This is a genomic window from Archangium violaceum (genome assembly GCF_016887565.1).
Lineage (GTDB): Bacteria > Myxococcota > Myxococcia > Myxococcales > Myxococcaceae > Archangium > Archangium violaceum_B.
In genome coordinates this window covers 2033554-2052982 of record NZ_CP069396.1, presented here as the reverse complement: position 1 = coordinate 2052982, position 19429 = coordinate 2033554, and the positions used below count along the sequence as shown (strand labels likewise).

The window sequence follows — 19429 nt, the reverse complement described above, 5'->3', positions numbered from 1 at the left end:
ACTTCGCGTCTCCCGGTACCGAGCCGCCGAGCCACCGTGACGTAATTGCTCCTGCAACGTCCTCTCCACTAAAACGCTCTGCGCCGTACCCCAACCAAGGAGGCACACGTATGAGCCAGGACAGCAAGAAGACGGAGCAGAAGGAGCAGCAGAAGAGCCAGCGCACCCCCGGCCGCAAGCTCACCCGTGAGGAGCTTGCCCAGGCCATGGGAGGTATGAGCAAGGCCGCCATCCCGGGCTGCTGCACCCAGGGCTGCTGCGAGTAGTCACATCGCCAGCCGTCCCATGATGCCCTCCGCACGCCGGGGCTGAACCGGGGCCCGTCAGGGCCTCGGAGGCGTGAGAATCCGACTGCCCCGGTCCCTGTTGTCCGGGGCAGTCCTTCCCTAGTGAAGCACCCGCCCTCTTCCCGCCCAATCCCCATGACGGACGATCGCTTCTGGTGGCCTTTCGAGCTCTCCCCCCGCGAGGAGCGGGCGTTCCTCGCGTTCCGTGAGCGGATGCGGCGCGAGCCGTGCACGCTGGACACGCGCTCCACCCAACTGGCCGCCGATCTGCTGGCGCACGCGATGGCCCGTCATGTCGCGGATGTGCTCGAGCGCGACTCGCTGCCGCACCTGGGGCACATCATCAACGGCTGGGGCAACGCCCGGCTGGGCAAGCGCACCATGCTCGAGGGCCTGGAGCGGTTCGTCCACCGCGACGAGGCCCGGCGCCCCTTCATCCTCCAGCGCGACGTGGAGGGCGAGTTCCATCCGTGGCAGAGCTTCGCCTACGTGGTGATGGCGGGCGTGGAGCCGGGGCTGCCGCTGCCCACGGTGGGGACCTCGTTCCGGGAGATCGCCCTCAACAGCCGCCAGCTCAACGTGACCGATGGCATCGAGCTGGGTCACCAGCTCTACGCGCTCGCGTACCTGGAGCCCGAGCCCCGGCAGGCGCCCTTCTTCATGGGCCAGCAGGCCCTGGACGTGCGGGGACTGATGGAGCAGGCGGTGGACGCGCACCACCACGGCGGCTTCCAGGTCTGCCGCAAGGTGCACCTCACCGAGGGCCTGTGCACCGCCGCCGCGCGCATCCGCGGCCTGGAGTCCTTCCGCGAGCCGGCCCAGGGCTTCCTGGAGGGACAGCTCGACATCCTCTTCCTGCTCGGCGCGGTGCTGGAGCAGGTGGAAGCGCTGTCGGCGTCCGGCGCTCCCGCCGAGCCGGGCACGCTGCTGCACGAGCTGCGTGACACGCTGATCATCGACAACCTGCTGGAGAACCACTGCTACTACGCCGGGCACGTCATCGAGCTGGCCGGGCTGGCGCACATGGCCGGCTACGCCATCTCGCCCGAGCACTGGAGCGCCATGGCCTTCGTGGCCAACCGGCTCAACCAGATCTTCCCGCGCTACCTCCCGCACGTCACCTTCGAGGAGTACTTCCTGCACTTCGGCCACTACCGGCGAGCCATCACCCTGCTGCTCGAGGTGGAGCGCGCCCGCGCGGAGGGGCGTCCCGTGGCGCTGGCGGACCTGGCGCGCTTCACCGTGGACTTCGACCACCTGCCCGCGCTGCCGGAGGGCGTCAGCCTGGAGCGCGTCGGCCCTCCGCCCGCCCAGGACGCGCTCTTCTGCCTGGCCCCGACCCCGCCCGGTGGCAGGCCCGGGTTCGAGCAGATCGTCGCCCACTACACGCGCCAGGCCCGGCCCCTGTTGGAGGCACGCGGTCGCTTCAACCACTTCCGCCGCGTGGGTCCGCCCAGCTGGCCCCGCGCCCTGCACTACGAGCTGCTCGACTACGGCGAGCAGGTGGGGGCGGAGATCCACCTGGAGAGCGAGGCGGTGCGGCCCCTCAGTGAGCGGCTGCGGGCCCTGACCGAGCGCGTGGCCCGCCGCTTCCCCGGCAACACCGTGGAGTGGGACTCCGACTGGTCGCGCCAGCGCGGCCGGCTGCGCCTGCTCTTCGCGCCCCAGACTCCGCCCGAGACCGTGGCCGCGGGCCTGCAGGCCCTCATCGACGAGACCTATCCCGAGCTCGATGCCCTGGCCTCGAACCTGGTCGTCCCGCTGAGCGAGCGGCCCCTGGTCACCAGCCCCAGCCGGCCCGCGCTGTCCAGTCACTGAGTGGGCCCCATGAAGCAGATGGTCATCCTGGCGGGTGGGCGAGGCTCGCGCATGGGCGGACTGCTCGGCGCGCTGCCCAAGCCCATGGCTCCCGTGGGCGGCAAGCCGCTGCTGCGGCACCAGCTCGAGCTGGGGCTGCGCCATGGCTTCACCGAGGCCGTGCTGCTCACCGGCCATGGGGGCGAGACACTCGAGAGCGCCCTGGGCTCCGTGGAGGGCATGAGGCTGCGCTACGTGCGGGAGGAGCGGCCCCTGGGCACCGCGGGGGCACTGATGCAGGCCCTGCCCGTGCTCGCCGAGCGCTTCCTCGTCCTCTATGGGGATACCCTGCTGGAGGTGGACCTGGAGCGGATGTGGTCCCACCACCAGCGCGCCAGCGCGGACCTCACCCTCTTCCTCCACCCCAATGACCATCCCCAGGACTCGGACCTCGTGGAGGTGGATGAGGAGGACCGGGTGGTGGCCTTCCACGCGCCGCCCCACCCTCCGGAGCGGCTGGTGCCCAACCTGGCCAACGCCGCCCTCTACGTGATGGAGCGGCGGGTGCTCCAGGGCGTCGAGGCCGAGGGAATGGACCTGGCCCGGACGTTCTTCCCCCGGCTGCTCGCCCGCGGCGCGCGGCTGGTGGGCTATCGCAGCCCCGAGTACATCAAGGACATGGGCACCCCGGAGCGCTACGCGCGCGTGCAGGCGGACCATGCCTCGGGCAGGCCCCAGCGCTGCTCGCTGGAGGCGCCCCGGCCGGCGGTGCTGTTGGATCGCGACGGCACGCTCAACCGGCACGCGGGCTACGTGCGGCGCCCCGAGGAGGTGGAGCTGCTCGACGGGGTGGGAGCGGCGTTGCGCCGGCTCAACCAGGCGGGGCTGCGCACCGCGCTCGTCACCAACCAGCCGGTGGTGGCTCGTGGCGAGTGCACGGAGCAGGAGCTGCGGCGCATCCACTCCCGGCTGGAGCTGCTGCTGGGACGGCAGGGCGCCTACCTGGATCGGCTCTACTGGTGCCCCCACCACCCGGATGGAGGCTTCGCTGGCGAGCGGCCCGAACTGAAGAAGGTGTGCGACTGCCGCAAGCCGGCCACCGGGCTCATCGAGCGTGCCGCCCGCGAGCTGCGCCTGGAGCTAGGCGACTCGTGGATGGTGGGCGACACCACGGTGGATGTGCGCACGGCACGACAGGCCGGAGTGCGCTCCGTGCTGCTGAGGACGGGCGAGGCCGGCTCCGACGCTCGCTTCCCGGACCGTCCGGACTACGTCTTCCTCTCGCTGACCGAGGCGGTGGAGTTCATCCTCGTGGGCCATGCGGCGCTGCGCGCCCGGCTCGAACCGCTGGCGCGGGACATCCCGCCCGGAGCGTGGGTGGGCGTGGGAGGGCTGGCGCACGCTGGCAAGAGCACCACCTCGTCCGTGCTGCGCGAGGTGCTGCGTGCCCAGGGCCGCGCCGCCTCCATCGTCTCGCTCGACAACTGGATCCGCTCCGTTGGCCAGCGGCGCGCGGACGGCCTGGCGGACAACTTCGATTACGAGGCCATCGAGGACGCCCTGGGGCGGCTGCGCCGGGGCGAGCGCGTGGACATGCCCTGGTACGATCGCGCCACGCGCACGCGCCGCGACCCGGGGGAATCGCTGCGGCTCGAACCCGGCGAGGTGCTCATCATCGAGGGAGTACCCGCGCTGGACGTGCCCTGGCTCCAGCCGCACCTGGCGCTCAAGCTGTACGTGGAGGCACCCGAGCCCGAGCGCCTCACCCGCTTCCTGAGGGACCGCTCCTGGCGCGGTCAGGACGAGACCACGGCGCGGGCGCTCTACCAGTCGCGCGAGGGCGGAGAGCATCCGCTGGTGCGAGCCACCCGGGCCTGCGCGGACGTGGTGCTGGGAGTGGGCGGATGATCATCGCCCATGCTCCACTGCGCATGAGCTTCGTGGGTGGGGGCAGCGATCTGCCCTCGTACTACCGCGAGCACGGGGGCGCGGTGGTGTCGGCCACGCTCGACCGGTACGTGTACGTGGCGGTGAAGGAGTCCTTCGACGGCATGCTGCGGCTGGGGGGCGAGATGCAGGGCAGCGCCGAGCGGGCCGGACAGCTCCAGCACCCGCGGGTGCGCGAGGCCCTTCAGCTGCTGGGCATCGAGGACGGACTGGACCTGGTCTCGATGTCCGACGTGCCCGCGCAGGGCACGGGGCTGGGCTCCTCCGGAAGCTTCACGGTGGCGCTGCTGCACGCCCTGCACGCCCACCAGGGCCGTCAGGTGGAGCCCGAGTCCCTCGCCCGTCAGGCGTGTCATGTGGAGCTCGAGCGACTGGGCGAGCCCATCGGCAAGCAGGACCAGTACGCCTCCGCCTACGGTGGGCTGAACCTCATCGAGTTCCACGCCGACGAGCGCGTGTCGGTGCACCCGGTGGCCTGCCGGCCGGAGGTGCTCGCGGCGCTGGGACGCCGGCTGCTGACGTTCTACACGGGCATCACCCGCAGCGCCTCGGCCATGCTCCAGGGCCAGAACGAGGCCATCCGCACGCGGCCGCACACGCGCGACAGCCTGGGGCGGATGGTGGAGCTCGCGTATCAGATGAAGCGCGAGCTGGAGACCGGGCACCTGGAGGGCTTCGGGGCCCTGCTGGACGCCAACTGGCAGCTCAAGCGCGAGCTGAGCCGCGGCATCTCCACGACCGAGATCGACGAGTGGTACGAGCGCGCCCGGAAGGCCGGGGCGCTGGGCGGTAAGTTGCTGGGCGCGGGCGGCGGCGGCTTCCTGCTGTTCGATGCGCCGGAGGAGCGCCACCCCGCCATCATCCAGGCGCTCCCCGGGCTGCGCAGGGTTCCCCTGCGCCTGCAACCCCAGGGCAGCACCATCACCCGCATACGCCAGGGAGTGACACCATGAGCTACAGCCAGACCTATTACGCGCGGATGATCCGGGCCATCCAGGGTCTGGATCTGCAAGAGGTCGAGCGCGCGGTGGACCTCATCGAGGACGCCTGGCGGGGAGATCAGCAGATCTTCACCCTGGGCAATGGAGGCAGCGGCTCCACCGCCTCGCACTTCATCTCGGACTGGAACAAGGGCATCCCCGCCAGGGACGGACGGCGCCTGCGAGGCATCTGCCTCAACGACAACGTGCCGATGATGATGGCGTACGCCAACGACGTCTCCTACGAGTCCATCTTCGAGGAGCCGCTCAAGAACCTGATGCGGCCGGGGGACCTGGTCATCGGCATCTCCGGCAGCGGCAACTCGCGCAACGTGCTGCGGGCCATCACGTATGCCAACGAGCACGGAGGGCGCACGCTGGGCCTGTGTGGCTATGACGGGGGACGGCTCAAGGAGCTGGCCCAGCAGGTGCTGCACGTGCGCGAGCACCACATGCAGTTGGTGGAGGACCTGCACCTGTCGTTCGGCCACATCGTCATGGGGCGGCTGTGCGGCGACCCGCGCCAGACTTGAGCCGCGAGGCCTCGAGCTCCACCCACCGTCCGTTCCAGGTCTGGGTGTCGTCGGTATAGGTGCCCCGGTAGTGGCCCACGCGGTAGCACTCGAGGCAGCGAGCGAAGTTGAGATGCTCGCTGGCGGCGCGGCTCTGGCCCTGCAGGTCCCTGTGCTCGTCCCCGTGGGTGAGGTGGGTGACGCTGCCGGAGCGGCGCGGTGACAGGCCCAGCTCGAGCTGCAACCGCACCAGCAAGTCCAGATCCTCCCAGCCCCAGCCGGACAGGTCGGAGTTCATCCCGTCCACGGCGAGGAAGTGCTTGCGCCGCAGGAAGACCAGACCCGGGGCGCTGCGGCTGCCCTCGCGCGGGCGCATGAGGTTGGTCTCCACCTGGGCCGAGCGGCCCTTGGCGTCCACGAAGCGCACCGAGTAGGCCATCTCCATCAGGTTGGAGCGCTCGCGGCCGGGCTTGCGCTGGGACTCGAAGGTGCGATCCACCGTGACGACATGGCGGCGGCCGAGCTGGGAGAGCGCCGGACGGAGGAGGTCCGCCCCGAGCACGATGTCCGTGTCGAGGAAGAACAGGCGCTCGGCCCGGGCCGCGCCGACACCCACGTTGAGCGCCAGTGACTTGTTGAAGCCCACGCCCGGCAGCTCCACGCCACGCAGCCCGGGAAAGGGCCTGGCTCCCAGCACCCGGCGGAACAGCTCCGGGTCGCCTCCGCAGTTGACCACCACGACCTCCGCCGGACAGGCGGTGAACTGCCGCGAGTTCCTGCGAAGGGTCGTCTCCAGCTCGGGGCGGTTGCTCCACGGAATGATGACGGACAGCTCGGGGCGCGCGTTCATGCGCCGCCGAGCAAACCCGCTGCCCACCTCGCGGTCAATCACCGATGAGCAGCAACCCCCACCGCAGCAGGTGCACCACGCGATCTCGGTCCCACAACCCCTCGCGCTCGAGCTGCTCCACCTTTACGGGCTCGCGGCAGCGCTCGGCCAGACGGTGCTCCGCGGCGTCCAGGGAGAAGAGGGCGGGCCAGGCCGCGTCATCCAACCGGTACCGTCCAGGGGACTCCTCCTTCAAGGGAGCGGCCAGCCGCAGTGACGAGCGGGGGCCGGGCTCGGGCGGCGCCTCGCTGGTGGTGTAGTGGGCCACCACGCCCTGGTAGTGCTCCCAGGGGCGATTCGCGGGCGGGAGCAAACCGGACACCTCCGCCTCGGGCCTCCGGGGCGCCAGCGCCACCGGACGCACCGGACCCTGGGCCCGTGCGGCGATCGCATCGGACACCGCGTCACACAGCACGCGCGTGCACACCTCCTCGCTGTAGGCGGTGCGGGCCCGCCGCAGCGCCGCCTCGGACATGCGCGCCCGCAACGGCTCGTCCTGGAGCAGCCGCACCACCTCCTCCACGCCCCTCTCCAGGTCCATGCGAATGCCCGTGCGCGTGGTCCAGGTGCGCATGAGCGCGCCCGTCTCTCCCGGCAGCACCGTGTCCTTGAGGCCCCCGTAGGCCGAGCCCACCACCGGCACCCCGCAGGCCATGGCCTCCACCGGCACGTAGCCGAAGTTCTCGTCGATGGAGCTGGTGGGGTGGACGAGCACGTCCAGTGCTCCGTACACCGCCGCCAGGTCCTCGTCCGGGAGGCCAGCGGGGAAGTAGAAGAGATCCTCCTTCAGCCCCAGCTCCTCCAGCAGCCGTCCCATGTACCGCTGATAGTCCGGCGTGTAGGCCAGCACTGGGTAGTCGACCCAGTAGTTGCCCACCATCACGCCAGCCACCCGCTTGGGGTGCAGCCGGCGCTTCAGCTCCGCCACCATGCGCAGGAACTGGTGTGCCCCCTTCTGCGGCACCAGCCGGCCCACGAAGCCCACCACGTAGTCATATCCCTCCACCGAGAGGAACTCGCGGCACTCGGAGCGATCCTGGGGATGGAACACCCGCGGGTCCACCGGCAGCGGCAGGTGGCACATCCGCGGCATGGGGCCGGCGAAGACCTCGCGGAAGATGGAGATGTCCGAGGTGCAGTTGACGATCATCGCATCCGTGGTCTCCAGGTGGCCCAGCTGCGAGGCGAGGAACTCCTGATCCAGGATGGGGCCGCCGTGCATGGCGAAGAGGAGGGGCACGGGCGGATGCGGCCGCAACTCCCAGCACCGCTTGCTGGAGAAGGACAGCACCGCGTCCACGTCCGGAGGCAGCGGCTCCTCACCTTCGAGGGGCAACAGGGTGAAGCGGGTCGAGAGCGCCCGCTCGTAGAACAGCCGCGTCCGCTCGACGCTGGGCCAGGAGTGTTTGCCGAATCCGAAGAGCGCGAGGCGCATGGGGCGGACCGCCTTCCGAACGATGACCTACGACAACTGAGTGGCATCATCCTACGTGCACCCGAGCAAGGCCCCAATGAACTACCTGCTGGAAGTGCTCCGCCGCTGAGCCCTTCCCGGCCCTGGCCTACAGGATGAGGCACGAGTCACCGAACTCGTGTCCCAGGTAGCCTCGTGACTCCGCGAGCACCGTGGCGGCGCGCAGCAGTTCCAGCGGTGCGAACGCCTGGAGCAGGATGAAGTGGCTGGTGCCGGGCTCGTGCATCCCGGAGAGCAATCCATCCACCACGCGCGGAACGAAGCCGGGCCCCAGCAGGAGGTCCGTCACGCCCTCTCCTGGCTCCAATCGGCCCCCGCCCTGAGCCGCGCGTCCCTCCAACGCACGGACCACGGTGGTGCCCACGGCCACCACGCGGCCCCCCGAGGCCCGCGTCTCGTGAATGGCCTCCACGGTGGAGACGGGCACGTCGAAGCGCTCGGGACGGGGGAGCGCGGCATCCAGCGCCGCCTCTCCAGTGGAGGACAGCCCCGCGGCATGGGTGAGCGAGGCCAGCCGGACGCCCCTGCGCTTCAAGTCCAGCAGCAGTGACCAGGTGAGCGGCAACCCCGCGGAAGGTGCCTCCACGGCCCACGGGCGAGCGGCGTAGGCCGTCTGGATGTGCCAGAGCGCGAGCGGGCGCTCCAGGTGGGCGTACTGCACGGGACGCCCGGCGCGGTAGAGCGCGGTCCACAGCGCCGCCCCCTGCGCATCGAACGCCACGCGCAGGAAACGGGGAGAGGGAGGCAGCACCGCCACCACGCGCGCCCCCAGCCCGCCGAAGACGAGCCGCTCCCCCTGGGAGACAGCGGGAGGCGGTGGCCGATCCTCGGTGCGCGTGCGCCAGTCCCCCTGGCCGAAGAGGACGGCGGTCCACGTCCCCTCCTCCTCGCGGGACACGAGGCGCAGCTCGATGGGAGCACCCGACTCCGTGCGACCGTGCAGGGCAGCTGGGAGCGTGGCGGCATCGTTGAGGACGAGCAGGTCCCCCGGACGCAGCAGCCGGGGAAGGTCCGTCATCCAGACATCATCCAGATGGCCGGAGCGGGGAGCCACGTGGAGCAGGCGCCCCGAGTCCGGATGTTCGCGAGGCCAGCGGGCGGCGTTCATGCGGCCTCCGACGGTGACACCTGCACGCGAGCGGCCTCCAGCCGCGCGCCGGACGGGTGGACCTGGGCGGACTCCACGAGGGCCACGATGCGGGCGGCCACGTCCGCCGGACGCGCGAGCGTGGAGGGGTCGGCCTCGGGGATGGCATCGCGGTGCATGCGGGTGTCCATCTCGCCGGGGTCCACGTTGAGGAAGCGCACGCCCGTGCCCTCGAGCTCGGCGGCCCAGATGCGCCCGAGGTGCTCCAGGGCGGCCTTGGACACACCATAGGCGCCCCAGCGGGGGTAGGCGGCGACGGCGGCATCCGAGGTGAGGTGCACCACCACGCCCTCGCCTCGCAGCACCATGGACCCCGCGAGCGTCTTCGTGAGGCGGAAGGGGCCCACGAGGTTGACCTCCAGCACGCGTCCGAGGTCCTCGCACGCGGTGTCCAGCAGCAGCGGCAGCGGCGTGGGGCCGAGCGTGCTCGCGTTGTGGATGAGAACGTCGATGGGTCCCACCAGGGCGGCGGCGGCCCCCGCCAGGGGATGGATGGCCTCCTTGTCACCCATGTCGGCGGCGAGCGCGTGGGCCTCGTATCCCCGGGCGCGCAGCCGGGAGACCACGGCCTCCAGCTCGCCCGCGTTGCGCGAGACGCCCACCACCCGCGCCCCTTTCCGGGCCAGGGCCTCCATCAACGCCTCGCCGAGACCGCGGCTCGCCCCCGTGATCAACACTGCCTTTCCCTCGAGCTTCATGGTGTTTCCTCCTTGCTAAGGAGTACGCGCGAGGTGCCCATTCGTTGGCGGCGGTGCCAATCCCTTGGCAGAATGCCATCGCATGAGCGACGAGGAACTGGCGGGCTGGCTGGCGCGCAACATCAAGGCACTGCGGGAGGCCAGGGGAGCGACCCAGGCGCAGCTCGCGAAGCTGGCGGGCGTACCCCGAGCCACATGGGCGAACCTGGAGTCGGGGTCGAGCAACCCGACGCTGGCCGTGCTGCGCCGGGTGGCCTCGGCGCTTCAGGTCTCGCTGGAGGAGCTGGTGGCCAGGCCGCGGGCGAGCGCCCGGCACTACCCTCTCGCGAGCCTTCCCGTGCGGGCGCGGGGTCCGGGCTTCGTGCGCAAGCTGCTGCCGGATCCCCTGCCGGGCATGGAGTTCGACCGGATGGAGCTACCACCGGGGGCTCGAATCACCGGCGTGCCACACACTCCGGGTACTCGCGAATACCTGGTGTGCGAGTCGGGCCAGCTGGCGCTGGTGGCGAGCGGCGAGCGCTTCCTCCTCGACACGGGAGACGTGGTGGTGTTCCGAGGGGACCAGAAGCACTCGTACGAGAATACGGGGACGAAGGTGGCGGTGGGCTACTCGGTGGTGCTCCTCGCGCCCCCGCTGCACTGACGTGGAGACCCCGCGACGCGTCATCGGGTGTGTTAATGCGCCGGCCCGAGAGGGTCCTTTCAACGATGGGTGACACCCGAACGCAACGCTGCACGAGCGTCATCGCCACGTCCGCGCTGCTCTTCCTGCTCCCGCTGGCCACCTACTGGCGCACGATCTTCCACCGCTATGGGATACGCGATGACTACTCGATCCTGCGGGAGGTCCAGGAGGAGCCAGGAAAGGTACTGAGGGTCTGCGCCATGATAGGGCGGCCACTCTACGGCTGGCTCCTCGAGCTGTCCGGGCGCGCGGCCGGAGGGATCGATGGCCTGTGCTGGCTACGCTTCGCCAGTGCCGCGTGCCTGGGTGTGCTCGGCTCGGTGGTGTTCCTCCTGCTGAAGCAGCAGGGTTGGCGCCCGCCACAGGCCGCGTTGCTCGCGGCCACCTTGACGATGCTGCCTTCGGCGCAGGTGCTCGCGAGCTGGGCCATCTGCTGGCCACAAGCCCTGGCGTCGCTGCTGGGGGCCGCCGCCTTCGCCCTCTCGGATTGGGAGGAACATCGCACTCCCGGGGTGCTGCCACGCGGGAGCGGGTGGATTCTCGCGGTCTGCGTCATGGCCGTGGCGACGCTCACGTATCAGCCGAGCGGTCTGTTCTACGCCGTGCTGGTGGCGGCCTCGCTCGTGGCGCGGCGCCACGACTCCTTCCGGAGCACCCTCGTGGGCCTGGCGCGCCACCTGGGAGTCATGGGAGCCGGACTGGGCGCCGCGTTCGTGTTCATGAAGCTCTTGTTCGCGACGGGGATGTTCCAACCCTCGCCGCGGCTCTCCTTCGAGCTGCACTGGTTGAACAAGGCGGCCTGGGTAATGACCCACGCACTGCCCCATACCCTGGCGCTGCTCGTCCTCGATGACACCCGCGGCGGCACGCCAGCCGCGTTCCGGCTCATGGTGGGTCTGACCTTGGTGACCATCACCGTGGGGCTCGTGCTCGAGGGCCGTCGCGCCGGCCTCGCGGGATGCGGGCGTTGGCTCGTGGGACTGGCGGCGCTGTCGGCGGCGGCTTACTGCGTGAGCTTCCTCGCGCATGAACGCTGGCCGACCTACCGCACGCTCTACGCGCTCACCGGGGTGTGGAGCGTCTTCTTCGTCGCCTCGCTGGTGAACATCGGAGCCTGCTGGCCCGCCGGAGGACAGAAGGTGGCGACCGCCCTGCTCGCGTGTCTCGCGGCGGCGAGCGTGGTTCTCGCGCACCGACAATCCTTCGAGCTCTTCGCGCTGCCCCAGGGCCGCGAGCTCGCGCTCATGGAGGAAGGCGCAAGCCGGGCCGTGCTGGCGGAGCGGCCACGCATCTTCGTCATCACCGTCCTCCAGGACGACACTTCCGCGCCGCGCCGGTATCTGGATGAGTTCGGCTCCGTCTCCATCGACGCCGAATGGATGGCCAAGGAGGTGCTGAAGCACGTGATGAAGGAGCGCTTCCCGGAGGTACGCGACGTGAGCGGCGGTTACCGCTTCGCCACCGGGCCCCGCGCCCCCGAACCCGGCGACTACGACATCCTGATCGACCTGCGCCGCCTCCGTCAGGGGACGTAAGGGACGATGACGGAGCCGCCGGGCCGCAGTGCGGCGGACGGCCCGCTCCGCCGCCTGCTCTCCACGAGAGGGAGCGCCTCTGTCTGGCACCGGACGGAGCCCATGCCCACCCCTAGCGGGGAGATTCTGGCGCCGGAGCCCGGCGCCCGGAGCCCCGTGCGGGCGAGGAGCGGCAATGAAGGCGGTCGTCTTTCATGGGATTGGGGACATCCGGCTCGAGGACGTCGCGGAGCCAGTCATCCAGCAGGACACGGACGCCATCGTCAAGCTGACGGCGAGCGCCATCTGCGGCACGGATCTGCACTTCGTACGCGGCACCTTCCCGGGAATGAAACCGGGAACCATCCTCGGGCACGAGGGCGTGGGCGTGGTGGAGGCGCTGGGCAAGGACGTCCGCAACCTGCGCGTGGGGGATCGGGTGGTGATTCCCTCCACCATCGCGTGCGGCACGTGCTCCTACTGCCGCTCGGGCTACTACGCGCAATGCGACGTGGCCAACCCCAACGGCAAGCGCGCGGGCACGGCGTTCTTCGGCGGACCGGAGATGAGCGGGCCCTTCCACGGACTGCAAGCGGAGAAGGCTCGGATTCCCTTCGCCAACGTGGGGCTGGTGAAGCTCCCGGACGAGGTGACGGACGAGGATGCCATCCTGCTCTCGGACATCTTCCCCACCGGCTACTACGGAGCGGACCTGGCGGAGATCCACCCCGGGGACACGGTGGCGGTGTTCGGCTGCGGCCCGGTGGGGCAGTTCGCCATCCTGAGCGCGAAGCTGATGGACGCGGGACGCATCTTCGCCATCGACTGCCACGCGGACCGGCTGGAGGCCGCGCGGGTACAGGGCGCCGAGGTCATCAACTTCGACGAGGAGGATCCGGTCGAGGTCATCCTCCGGCTGACGGGAGGCATCGGCGTGGACCGGGCCATCGACGCGGTGGGCGTGGACGCGATGCACGCGCACCATGGGCCGGCGGCGAAGTCGGCGCGCAAGGAGAAGGCCGAGTTCAAGCGCGAGCAGAGGGAAGTGGCGCCGCACACCAACCCGGACGGGGACAACTGGGTGCCCGGTGACGCGCCGGCCCAGGCCATCACCTGGGCGGTGGAGGCACTGGCCAAGGCCGGCACGCTGTCCATCATCGGCGTGTACCCGCAGCAGATGCGCACGTTCCCGCTCGGCCAGGCGATGAACAAGAACCTCACGCTGAACATGGGCAACTGCAACCACCGCAAGTACATCCCCCACCTGCTGGAGCTGGTGCGCACGGGCGCGGTGGAGCCGACGGAGATCCTCACGCACGTGCAGCCCCTCACGAGCGCCATCGAGGCCTACCGCTCCTTCGACACGCGCAAGCCGGGCTGGATGAAGGTGGAGCTCGAGCCGGCGATGCTGACCTGACGGCTCCCGAGCAGGACGCGGACCCGGACCCGGAGCAACCCCGGGCTTCACCGGGAGGCGGAGCCCCCGCTCTCGCATGGTCCCAGCCTCGACGGATGCTGTAGGGTCCGCGGTCTCCACGCGCCGGGGCGCGTGGAGACACGAGGAGGCTCCGAGCACGGATGGAACGCTGTCATCGCTGCAACACGACGTACGAATCCTGGGTAGCCACCTGCGAGAACTGCGGAGCGCTCATGCCCGAGCGGAGCGACTCCCCGAAGCCCCCCGAAGCCCCCATCCGCGACAGGCCCAGGGAGCTCATGGGCGTGGAGGACAGGATCAGCAGGGACAAGACCCGGGCCTTCATCGCCCTGGTGCCCCTGCTCTTCTGCTGCGCCTTTCCAAAGAACCTCTCCGTCTGGCTCCTCATCATCCCCTGCGTCATCAGTGTCTATTATTCCTACAGTGCCTCGATGCTCGCCCCGCGTAACGATCCCGGGAGCGCCGCGCTGACCGGGTTGCTCGGCCTCGGGGGGATCGTCGTCCTCTTCCTTCTCGGGCTGGTGTACGCGGGTCAGCAGGACCAGCTCAGGAAGCAGGCGAAGGATGAGCGGATGCAGCAGCTGCGCGAGCGGCTCACCAGCCGGGACGAGACGCTGGAGAGGATCTCACGTGACGGAGCGTGTGACCGGCTCGAGATGGAGCTGCTCTACGGCTACCACAGCGACCCCTACGGTTTCGACATGAGCAGCGCGTTGAGTTGCGAGTCCGCGACCTTCGAGCAGGTCGGAACGAAGGCCGTGCTCAGGGGAGTGCGGCTCGAGACGAAGAAGGGCTCCGCGATCGCGTCCGCCTGCTTCGAGCGGAACAAGCTCTCCTGGAACCTGATGCAGGTGGGCAGCGATGTGACCTGTGACGCTCGGGGCAGATGAGCCTCGGGTGACGGGGTGCTCTTTCCACCAGTTCACGCCCGTGAAGCCCGGCGATGAACAGTCGGGAGCCGCCGCTCCCGGCTGACACTTCGCACCCGGAAACCAATCCCTACCGTTGGCGCCCCCACATCCCCTCGTACTGGGAGGCACCGACATGAAACATCTCAGACGCCTCATCCCCGCCACTCCCGTCGTCATCACGGCCCTCTGGGTCGCCGGCTGTGCCGCCCTGGCACAGGACACGGGCAAGCCCAGGAACAAGCAGCCCGCGAGCGGGCCGGACATCCTCAAGTCCGAGCCCTCCAACACCTCGGAGGCCCGCCCCAACGCCAGCGGCAAGCCCCTGCCGGACCGGGACGAGGTGACGCGCAAGCAGCGCCAGTACCTCGAGCAGCGCTATGACCTCTCCGGCCGCACGCATCCCACCCTCCGCATGTCCGGTGGCCGCAAGGCCGTGCCGGTGGGGCCCACGGCGCGTCTGCCCCAGGGGGTGACGTGGGACGCGCTCGGCCAGATGTCACCGGAGGAGATGCGTCAGAAGAAGCTCTTCCCCTACACGCCCCTGTGGCACCCGCTGCAGGAGGTGGGCGGCATGGTGTTCCCGCCCGTGCAGACGAAGGTCGTGGACGGCCTGGAGCGCGTGGACGTGGCCTTCGATCTGCCGGACGCCTACCTGCCGGAGTTCCCCCCCGCCCTCTTCATCACCACCCGCCCCGACCTGGGCGACGTGAGCAAGGGCCAGCTCATCACGCTGCAGAACTTCGAGACGCTCTTCCAGGACGTGCTCACGCCCTTCCAGATGGAGGGCATGCGGCTGCTGCTACAGAAGACGACGGCCCAGCGCCACAACCTCACCCTGGACCGCTCCACGGCGCGCCCGGTGGAGGGCGTCTCCTGTCTGGATTGCCACGTGAACGGCCACACCACCGGCCAGTTCCACCTCACCCCGGACGTGCGGCCCCAGAATGAGCGATTCCGCCTGGACACCGCCTCGCTGCGAGGCCTCTACGCCCAGACGCGCTTCGGCTCCAAGCGCACCCTGCGCTCGCTCGAGCAGTTCGCCCAGACGGAGGAGAACTCCGCCTACTTCGACGGCGACACCTCCCTGGCCGAGCGCAAGGGGGCGCGCCACTTCACGGACCGCGAGCAGATGGCGATGGGCCACATCCAGAACATCATCGACTTCCCGCCCGCGCCCAAGCTCACAGTGAATGGGCGGTTGGATCGCACCCAGGCCACCGAGGCCGAGGTGCGTGGCGAGGCCGTCTTCGACAAGCACTGCGCCAGCTGCCACCCGGCCCCGTTCTTCACGGACAACCTCACCCATGACCTGCGGGCCGAGCGCTTCTACAACCACGTGGGCTCCACGCCCCAGGGCGCCAGGGGCCGTGCCGAGGGCCCCATCAAGACGTTCCCCCTGCGCGGCATCAAGGACTCGCCGCCCTATCTGCACGACGGGCGCCTGCTCACGCTGGAGGACACGGTGGAGTTCTTCAACATCGTGCTCCAGTCGCGCATGACGCAGAAGGAGAAGGCCGACCTGGTCGAGTTCCTGCGCGTGCTGTAGCCGCTCCGGCGAGGGGGCGGGGTGGGTGCTACGCTGGCACGCGGGAGCTGTTCGAGCGGCACGGGACCGCCTACCAGTACGAGCTCTGCCCCCAGGTGTCGATCGACGTGAGCGCCTGCTCCCCCACCCGAGCGGCGTGTTCACGGTCTCCGGGTGACGGGTTGCCGACGTCCGCACGGTGACAGCGGTCAGCGCAGCCGGACCCTGGCCGCCAGGAAATCCAGGAAGGCGCGCACCCGCGAGGGCAGTGGTCCTCCCGAGCCCAGGAAGACCGCATGGACGGCCTCGGTGTCCCCGGGGTTGTAGTCTTCCAACACCGGCAGCAGCCGGCCCGCTTCGATGTCGGCCCTGACCTGGAAGGCCGCGAGCCGCGCCAGCCCCAGGCCCGCCAACGCGAGCTGCCGCAGGGCCTCGCCGTTGCTCGCCTGGGCGTTGCCGACAGGAGAGACCATCACCTCGGTACCACGGTCCACGAGCGGCCACCCATCCACCACGCGTGAATAGCCGAACCGGAGCAGGTTGTGCCGCTCCAGGTCGCGCGGCTTCGCCGGCATCCCTCTTCGTTGGAAGTAGGCTGGCGCCCCGACGATGACCATCCGCGTCTCACCGAGCTTGCGCGCGACCAGGTCGGAGCTCTCGAGCGGCCCGCTGCGAATGGCCACGTCCGTGCGGTCCTCGAGGAGGTCGATGACCTCGTCGGTCAGGACGATGTCCAAGGTGACGGCGGGATGGCAGGCCAGGAACTCCGGGACGAGGGGCAGCAGGAAGTGCGTACCGAAGGGCACGCTGGCGTTGACGCGCAGCCGTCCCCGAGGGGCGGCGCTCGTGGCCACGCCGCGCTCCGCCTCGTCCAGGTCGGCGAGGACGCGGACGCTCCGCTCGTAGAAGGTGACACCCTCGGGGGTGAGCTGAAGGCGTCGCGTCGAGCGCTGGACGAGCCGGACGCCCAGGCGCGTCTCGAGGCGGGCCACGAGCTTGCTGACGGCTGATGGCGTCATCCGGAACGCGCGTGCGGCGGCCGAGAAGCCGCCCAGCTCGACCACCCGCACGAACACCTCCATCTCTCCCGAGCGATTGACGTCCAGACGCGCCATCGTGAGTTCACCTCACAAGTCCTGTGCCGCGCGGACGCGTGGTCCGCGAGCGGCGTCGCTCCCATTATCAGGCACATCCGCGGTTGTCCTTCCGGAGAGAGCCATGAGCACGAAGAACAAGGTGGCCCTGGTCGTCGGGGCCCAGGGCGTCATCGGCCGCAACCTCATCACCCACCTCGCGGCGCTCGGCGACTGGGACGTCATCGGGCTGTCCCGGCGTGGCGGAGCGTCAGCGGGGCGCGTCCGGTACGTGGAGGTGGATCTGCTCGACCGGGACGACTGCCGCGAGAAGCTGGGCGGCCTCACCCAGGTGACGCACCTCTTCTACGCCGCCTACCAGGACCGGCCGACCTGGGCGGAGCTGGTGCCGCCCAACCTCGCCATGCTGGTCAACGTCGTCGAGGCAGTCGAGCCCATCGCGCCCGGCCTGCGCCACGTCAGCCTGATGCAGGGCTACAAGGTCTACGGCGCGCACCTGGGCCCGTTCAAGACGCCGGCCCGCGAGACGGACGCGCACCACATGCCGCCCGAGTTCAACGTGGACCAGCAGGCGTTCCTCGAGTCCCGGCAGAAGGGCAAGGCCTGGAGCTGGTCGGCCATCCGCCCGTCCGTGGTGTGCGGCTTCGCGCTCGGCAATCCGATGAACCTGGCCATGGTCATCGCCGTGTACGCCGCCATCTCCAAGGAGTTGGGGCTGCCCCTGCGCTTCCCGGGGAAGCCGGGCGCGTACGACAAGCTGCTCGAGATGACGGACGCGGAGCTGCTCGCGAAGGCGACCCTCTGGGCGGCGACCGACGAGCGCTGCGCCAATCAGGCGTTCAACATCAACAACGGCGACCTGTTCCGGTGGAGCGAGCTGTGGCCGAAGATCGCCCGCTTCTTCGACCTGGAGGTGGCGCCCCCGCTGCCCATGTCGCTCGACGTCGTCATGGCCGACAAGGAGCCGCTGTGGAAGGCCATGCAGGAGAAGCACGGGCTGGAGCGCCACGCCTACAAGGACGTGTCATCCTGGCGCTTCGGCGACTTCGTCTTCTCCTGGGACTACGACATGTTCGCCGATGGCTCGAAGGCGCGCCGCTTCGGCTTCCACGAGTACGTGGAAACCGAGGCGATGTTCCTGCGCATCTTCGCCGATTTCCGCCGGCGCGGGGTCATTCCCTAACCGACAGGAGGCACGCGCATCCCCACCACGCGGCGCTCCCACAGGGCATTCAGGTCGTTCCAGACATCCGCCTGGGGCAGTTGGAGCGCCGCCGCGATGTCGCGCACCGTGCGCCGGCCATCACAGGCCCAGAGCAACGACGCCACGCGCCGGGGCCAGCTCGCCGCCCGGATGTAGAACATGGGCGAGTGGACGAAGCATCGCTGCGCGTCCACCTCGTCCACGCTCACGGAGGCGTGCACCACGGGCACGAGCGCCGACACGTCCCGGGTGGGCGTCACGGTCAGCTGGGTCTGGTCCGCGCCGAGCGGCTGCTCGAGCGGGGTGGGCCGGCGTCGCATCACCTCGAGGCCAATCTCCGGGGCCCGCTCGGAGTACAGGGGCTCGAAGTGGCGGTGGAGCTGACGGAAGACGCGGTCGATCACCGCCGGATCCGACGTGTGGTAGCCGTCTTCCGGGAACTGGGCCTGGTAGAAGAGGAGCCCACCGGGTTCGAGCCACGACGCGATCTCCGCGACGAGCCCCGAGGCATCGGCGAGGTGGTCGAACATGTTGATGGCGAAGACCGCGTCATAGCCGCTGGGCTCACGGCTGTAGTGGATGCGCTGCTCCAGCCCGCGCGCCTGGGCCCGGAACCGGAGGAACTGGGACTTGATGGGATTGACCTCGAGCGAGGTGACCTCACAACCCATCGAGGCGAGATAGAGGGTGTAGTGGCCCGCGCCCGCGCCAATGTCGATGACACGACGCGGCCGGTATGCGAGCGCCAGCTTCTTGATGAGCGCATCCGAGTTGAAGCTCCACGGATTGAAGAGGTGCTCGGAGGTATCGATGAACACCTCCACCGCGGAGCGGAGCGCGTTCTCCTGCTCCTGGTTCGCGGCGCTCCCGCTTCCGTGGTGCGAGGTGGCTTTCGCCATCTCCTGACGCAGCGTCTCCGGCAGGTTCGCGAACCAGACGAACAGCTCGGCGGCGGTGCGCCAGTCCGCGGCGCGGGTGGAGCTCTGCTGATTGGTGGGCACCAGGTCGCTGGGGAGCTCGAAGCGACGGATGTTCGGGTGCTTCTGGAGCAGCACGTGCACGAACTCGATGCCGAGCCCCAGGGCACTCTGTGCGTCCCCCGCCGCCAGCACCTTGTTCCGGTACTCGGAGAACAAGGCCTCCTCTCCCCTGGCGAGCACTTGTGCGAGTTGGAAGAAGCCTTCGATTTCCTCGGTGTTGAATGCGGGCATGTCGTCCAATCGAAACGTGAGCGTTATGGAGCGAGCGTTCTACCGTACGAGCCCGAAGCCGCAAGGGACTCTATCCTCAGGTGAAACCCGATGAGACTCCAGGCCCAGGCCCTGGC

Annotated in this window: 17 protein-coding genes; 11 read left to right on the top strand and 6 right to left on the bottom strand. The window is 69.8% G+C overall.

Going from position 1 to position 19429, the window contains the following annotated elements:
• Positions 1 to 110: 110 nt before the first annotated feature.
• From JRI60_RS08690 to JRI60_RS08670, 5 genes are all read left to right on the top strand, one after another.
• Positions 111 to 266 carry a hypothetical protein gene (locus JRI60_RS08690; protein ID WP_204225379.1) on the top strand — a complete coding sequence of 52 codons (156 nt, stop codon included), beginning with the start codon at positions 111 to 113 and terminating at the stop codon, positions 264 to 266.
• A 156-nt stretch (positions 267 to 422) separates the two neighbouring features.
• Positions 423 to 2105 (top strand): hypothetical protein, encoded by a 1683-nt coding sequence (locus tag JRI60_RS08685; RefSeq protein ID WP_204225378.1) that lies wholly within the window; start codon positions 423 to 425, stop codon positions 2103 to 2105.
• 9 nt (positions 2106 to 2114) lie between these two features.
• Positions 2115 to 3992, top strand: coding sequence for an HAD-IIIA family hydrolase (locus tag JRI60_RS08680; RefSeq protein WP_204225377.1), 1878 nt, complete (start codon positions 2115 to 2117; stop codon positions 3990 to 3992).
• Positions 3989 to 4984, top strand: a complete 996-nt coding sequence (locus JRI60_RS08675) for a sugar kinase (protein WP_204225376.1) — start codon at positions 3989 to 3991, stop codon at positions 4982 to 4984. The genes JRI60_RS08680 and JRI60_RS08675 overlap by 4 nt, the downstream gene beginning before the upstream one ends.
• Positions 4981 to 5544 carry an SIS domain-containing protein gene (locus JRI60_RS08670; protein WP_204225375.1) on the top strand — a complete coding sequence of 188 codons (564 nt, stop codon included), beginning with the start codon at positions 4981 to 4983 and terminating at the stop codon, positions 5542 to 5544. The genes JRI60_RS08675 and JRI60_RS08670 overlap by 4 nt, the downstream gene beginning before the upstream one ends.
• Here JRI60_RS08670 and JRI60_RS08665 read toward each other — a convergent pair.
• From JRI60_RS08665 to JRI60_RS08650, 4 genes are all read right to left on the bottom strand, one after another.
• Positions 5507 to 6373: a galactosyltransferase-related protein gene (locus tag JRI60_RS08665; protein ID WP_204225374.1), complete on the bottom strand. Its 867-nt coding sequence runs from the start codon at positions 6371 to 6373 to the stop codon at positions 5507 to 5509. The two genes, JRI60_RS08670 and JRI60_RS08665, sit on opposite strands and share 38 nt — an antisense overlap.
• A 34-nt stretch (positions 6374 to 6407) precedes the next feature.
• On the bottom strand, positions 6408 to 7847 hold the full coding sequence (locus JRI60_RS08660) for a glycosyltransferase family 4 protein (protein ID WP_204225373.1): 1440 nt from the start codon (positions 7845 to 7847) through the stop codon (positions 6408 to 6410).
• A 127-nt stretch (positions 7848 to 7974) separates the two neighbouring features.
• Complete coding sequence (locus tag JRI60_RS08655) at positions 7975 to 8994, bottom strand: S-adenosylmethionine:tRNA ribosyltransferase-isomerase (protein ID WP_204225372.1); 1020 nt, start codon at positions 8992 to 8994, stop codon at positions 7975 to 7977.
• A complete protein-coding gene (locus tag JRI60_RS08650) occupies positions 8991 to 9731 on the bottom strand; it encodes an SDR family NAD(P)-dependent oxidoreductase (protein WP_204225371.1) in 741 nt (246 codons plus the stop codon). The genes JRI60_RS08655 and JRI60_RS08650 overlap by 4 nt, the downstream gene beginning before the upstream one ends.
• 82 nt (positions 9732 to 9813) lie before the next feature.
• Here JRI60_RS08650 and JRI60_RS08645 point away from each other — a divergent pair, with 82 nt between their 5' ends.
• The 5 genes from JRI60_RS08645 to JRI60_RS08625 all read left to right on the top strand — a co-directional run bounded on the left by JRI60_RS08645 (position 9814) and on the right by JRI60_RS08625 (position 15825).
• On the top strand, positions 9814 to 10374 hold the full coding sequence (locus tag JRI60_RS08645) for a helix-turn-helix domain-containing protein (RefSeq protein ID WP_204225370.1): 561 nt from the start codon (positions 9814 to 9816) through the stop codon (positions 10372 to 10374).
• 65 nt (positions 10375 to 10439) lie between these two features.
• Positions 10440 to 11951: a hypothetical protein gene (locus JRI60_RS08640; RefSeq protein WP_204225369.1), complete on the top strand. Its 1512-nt coding sequence runs from the start codon at positions 10440 to 10442 to the stop codon at positions 11949 to 11951.
• A 175-nt stretch (positions 11952 to 12126) separates the two neighbouring features.
• A complete protein-coding gene (locus JRI60_RS08635; RefSeq protein ID WP_204225368.1) occupies positions 12127 to 13347 on the top strand; it encodes a zinc-dependent alcohol dehydrogenase in 1221 nt (406 codons plus the stop codon).
• A 161-nt stretch (positions 13348 to 13508) separates the two neighbouring features.
• A complete protein-coding gene (locus JRI60_RS08630) occupies positions 13509 to 14258 on the top strand; it encodes a hypothetical protein (protein WP_204225367.1) in 750 nt (249 codons plus the stop codon).
• Between the two features lie 154 nt (positions 14259 to 14412).
• Positions 14413 to 15825 carry a cytochrome B6 gene (locus tag JRI60_RS08625; RefSeq protein WP_204225366.1) on the top strand — a complete coding sequence of 471 codons (1413 nt, stop codon included), beginning with the start codon at positions 14413 to 14415 and terminating at the stop codon, positions 15823 to 15825.
• A gap of 188 nt (positions 15826 to 16013) precedes the next feature.
• On the opposite strand, the gene JRI60_RS08620 is transcribed toward JRI60_RS08625, so the two are convergent.
• Entirely contained in the window at positions 16014 to 16919 is a 906-nt protein-coding gene (locus tag JRI60_RS08620; protein WP_204225365.1) for a LysR family transcriptional regulator, read from the bottom strand.
• Between the two features lie 103 nt (positions 16920 to 17022).
• Between JRI60_RS08620 and JRI60_RS08615 the strand changes: the two genes are divergently transcribed.
• The gene (locus JRI60_RS08615) at positions 17023 to 18081 is read left to right on the top strand and encodes an SDR family oxidoreductase (RefSeq protein ID WP_204225364.1); all 1059 of its coding nucleotides are present in this window, start codon (positions 17023 to 17025) and stop codon (positions 18079 to 18081) included.
• On the opposite strand, the gene JRI60_RS08610 is transcribed toward JRI60_RS08615, so the two are convergent.
• On the bottom strand, positions 18078 to 19313 hold the full coding sequence (locus tag JRI60_RS08610) for a methyltransferase domain-containing protein (protein WP_204225363.1): 1236 nt from the start codon (positions 19311 to 19313) through the stop codon (positions 18078 to 18080). The two genes, JRI60_RS08615 and JRI60_RS08610, sit on opposite strands and share 4 nt — an antisense overlap.
• Positions 19314 to 19429: the final 116 nt, after the last annotated feature.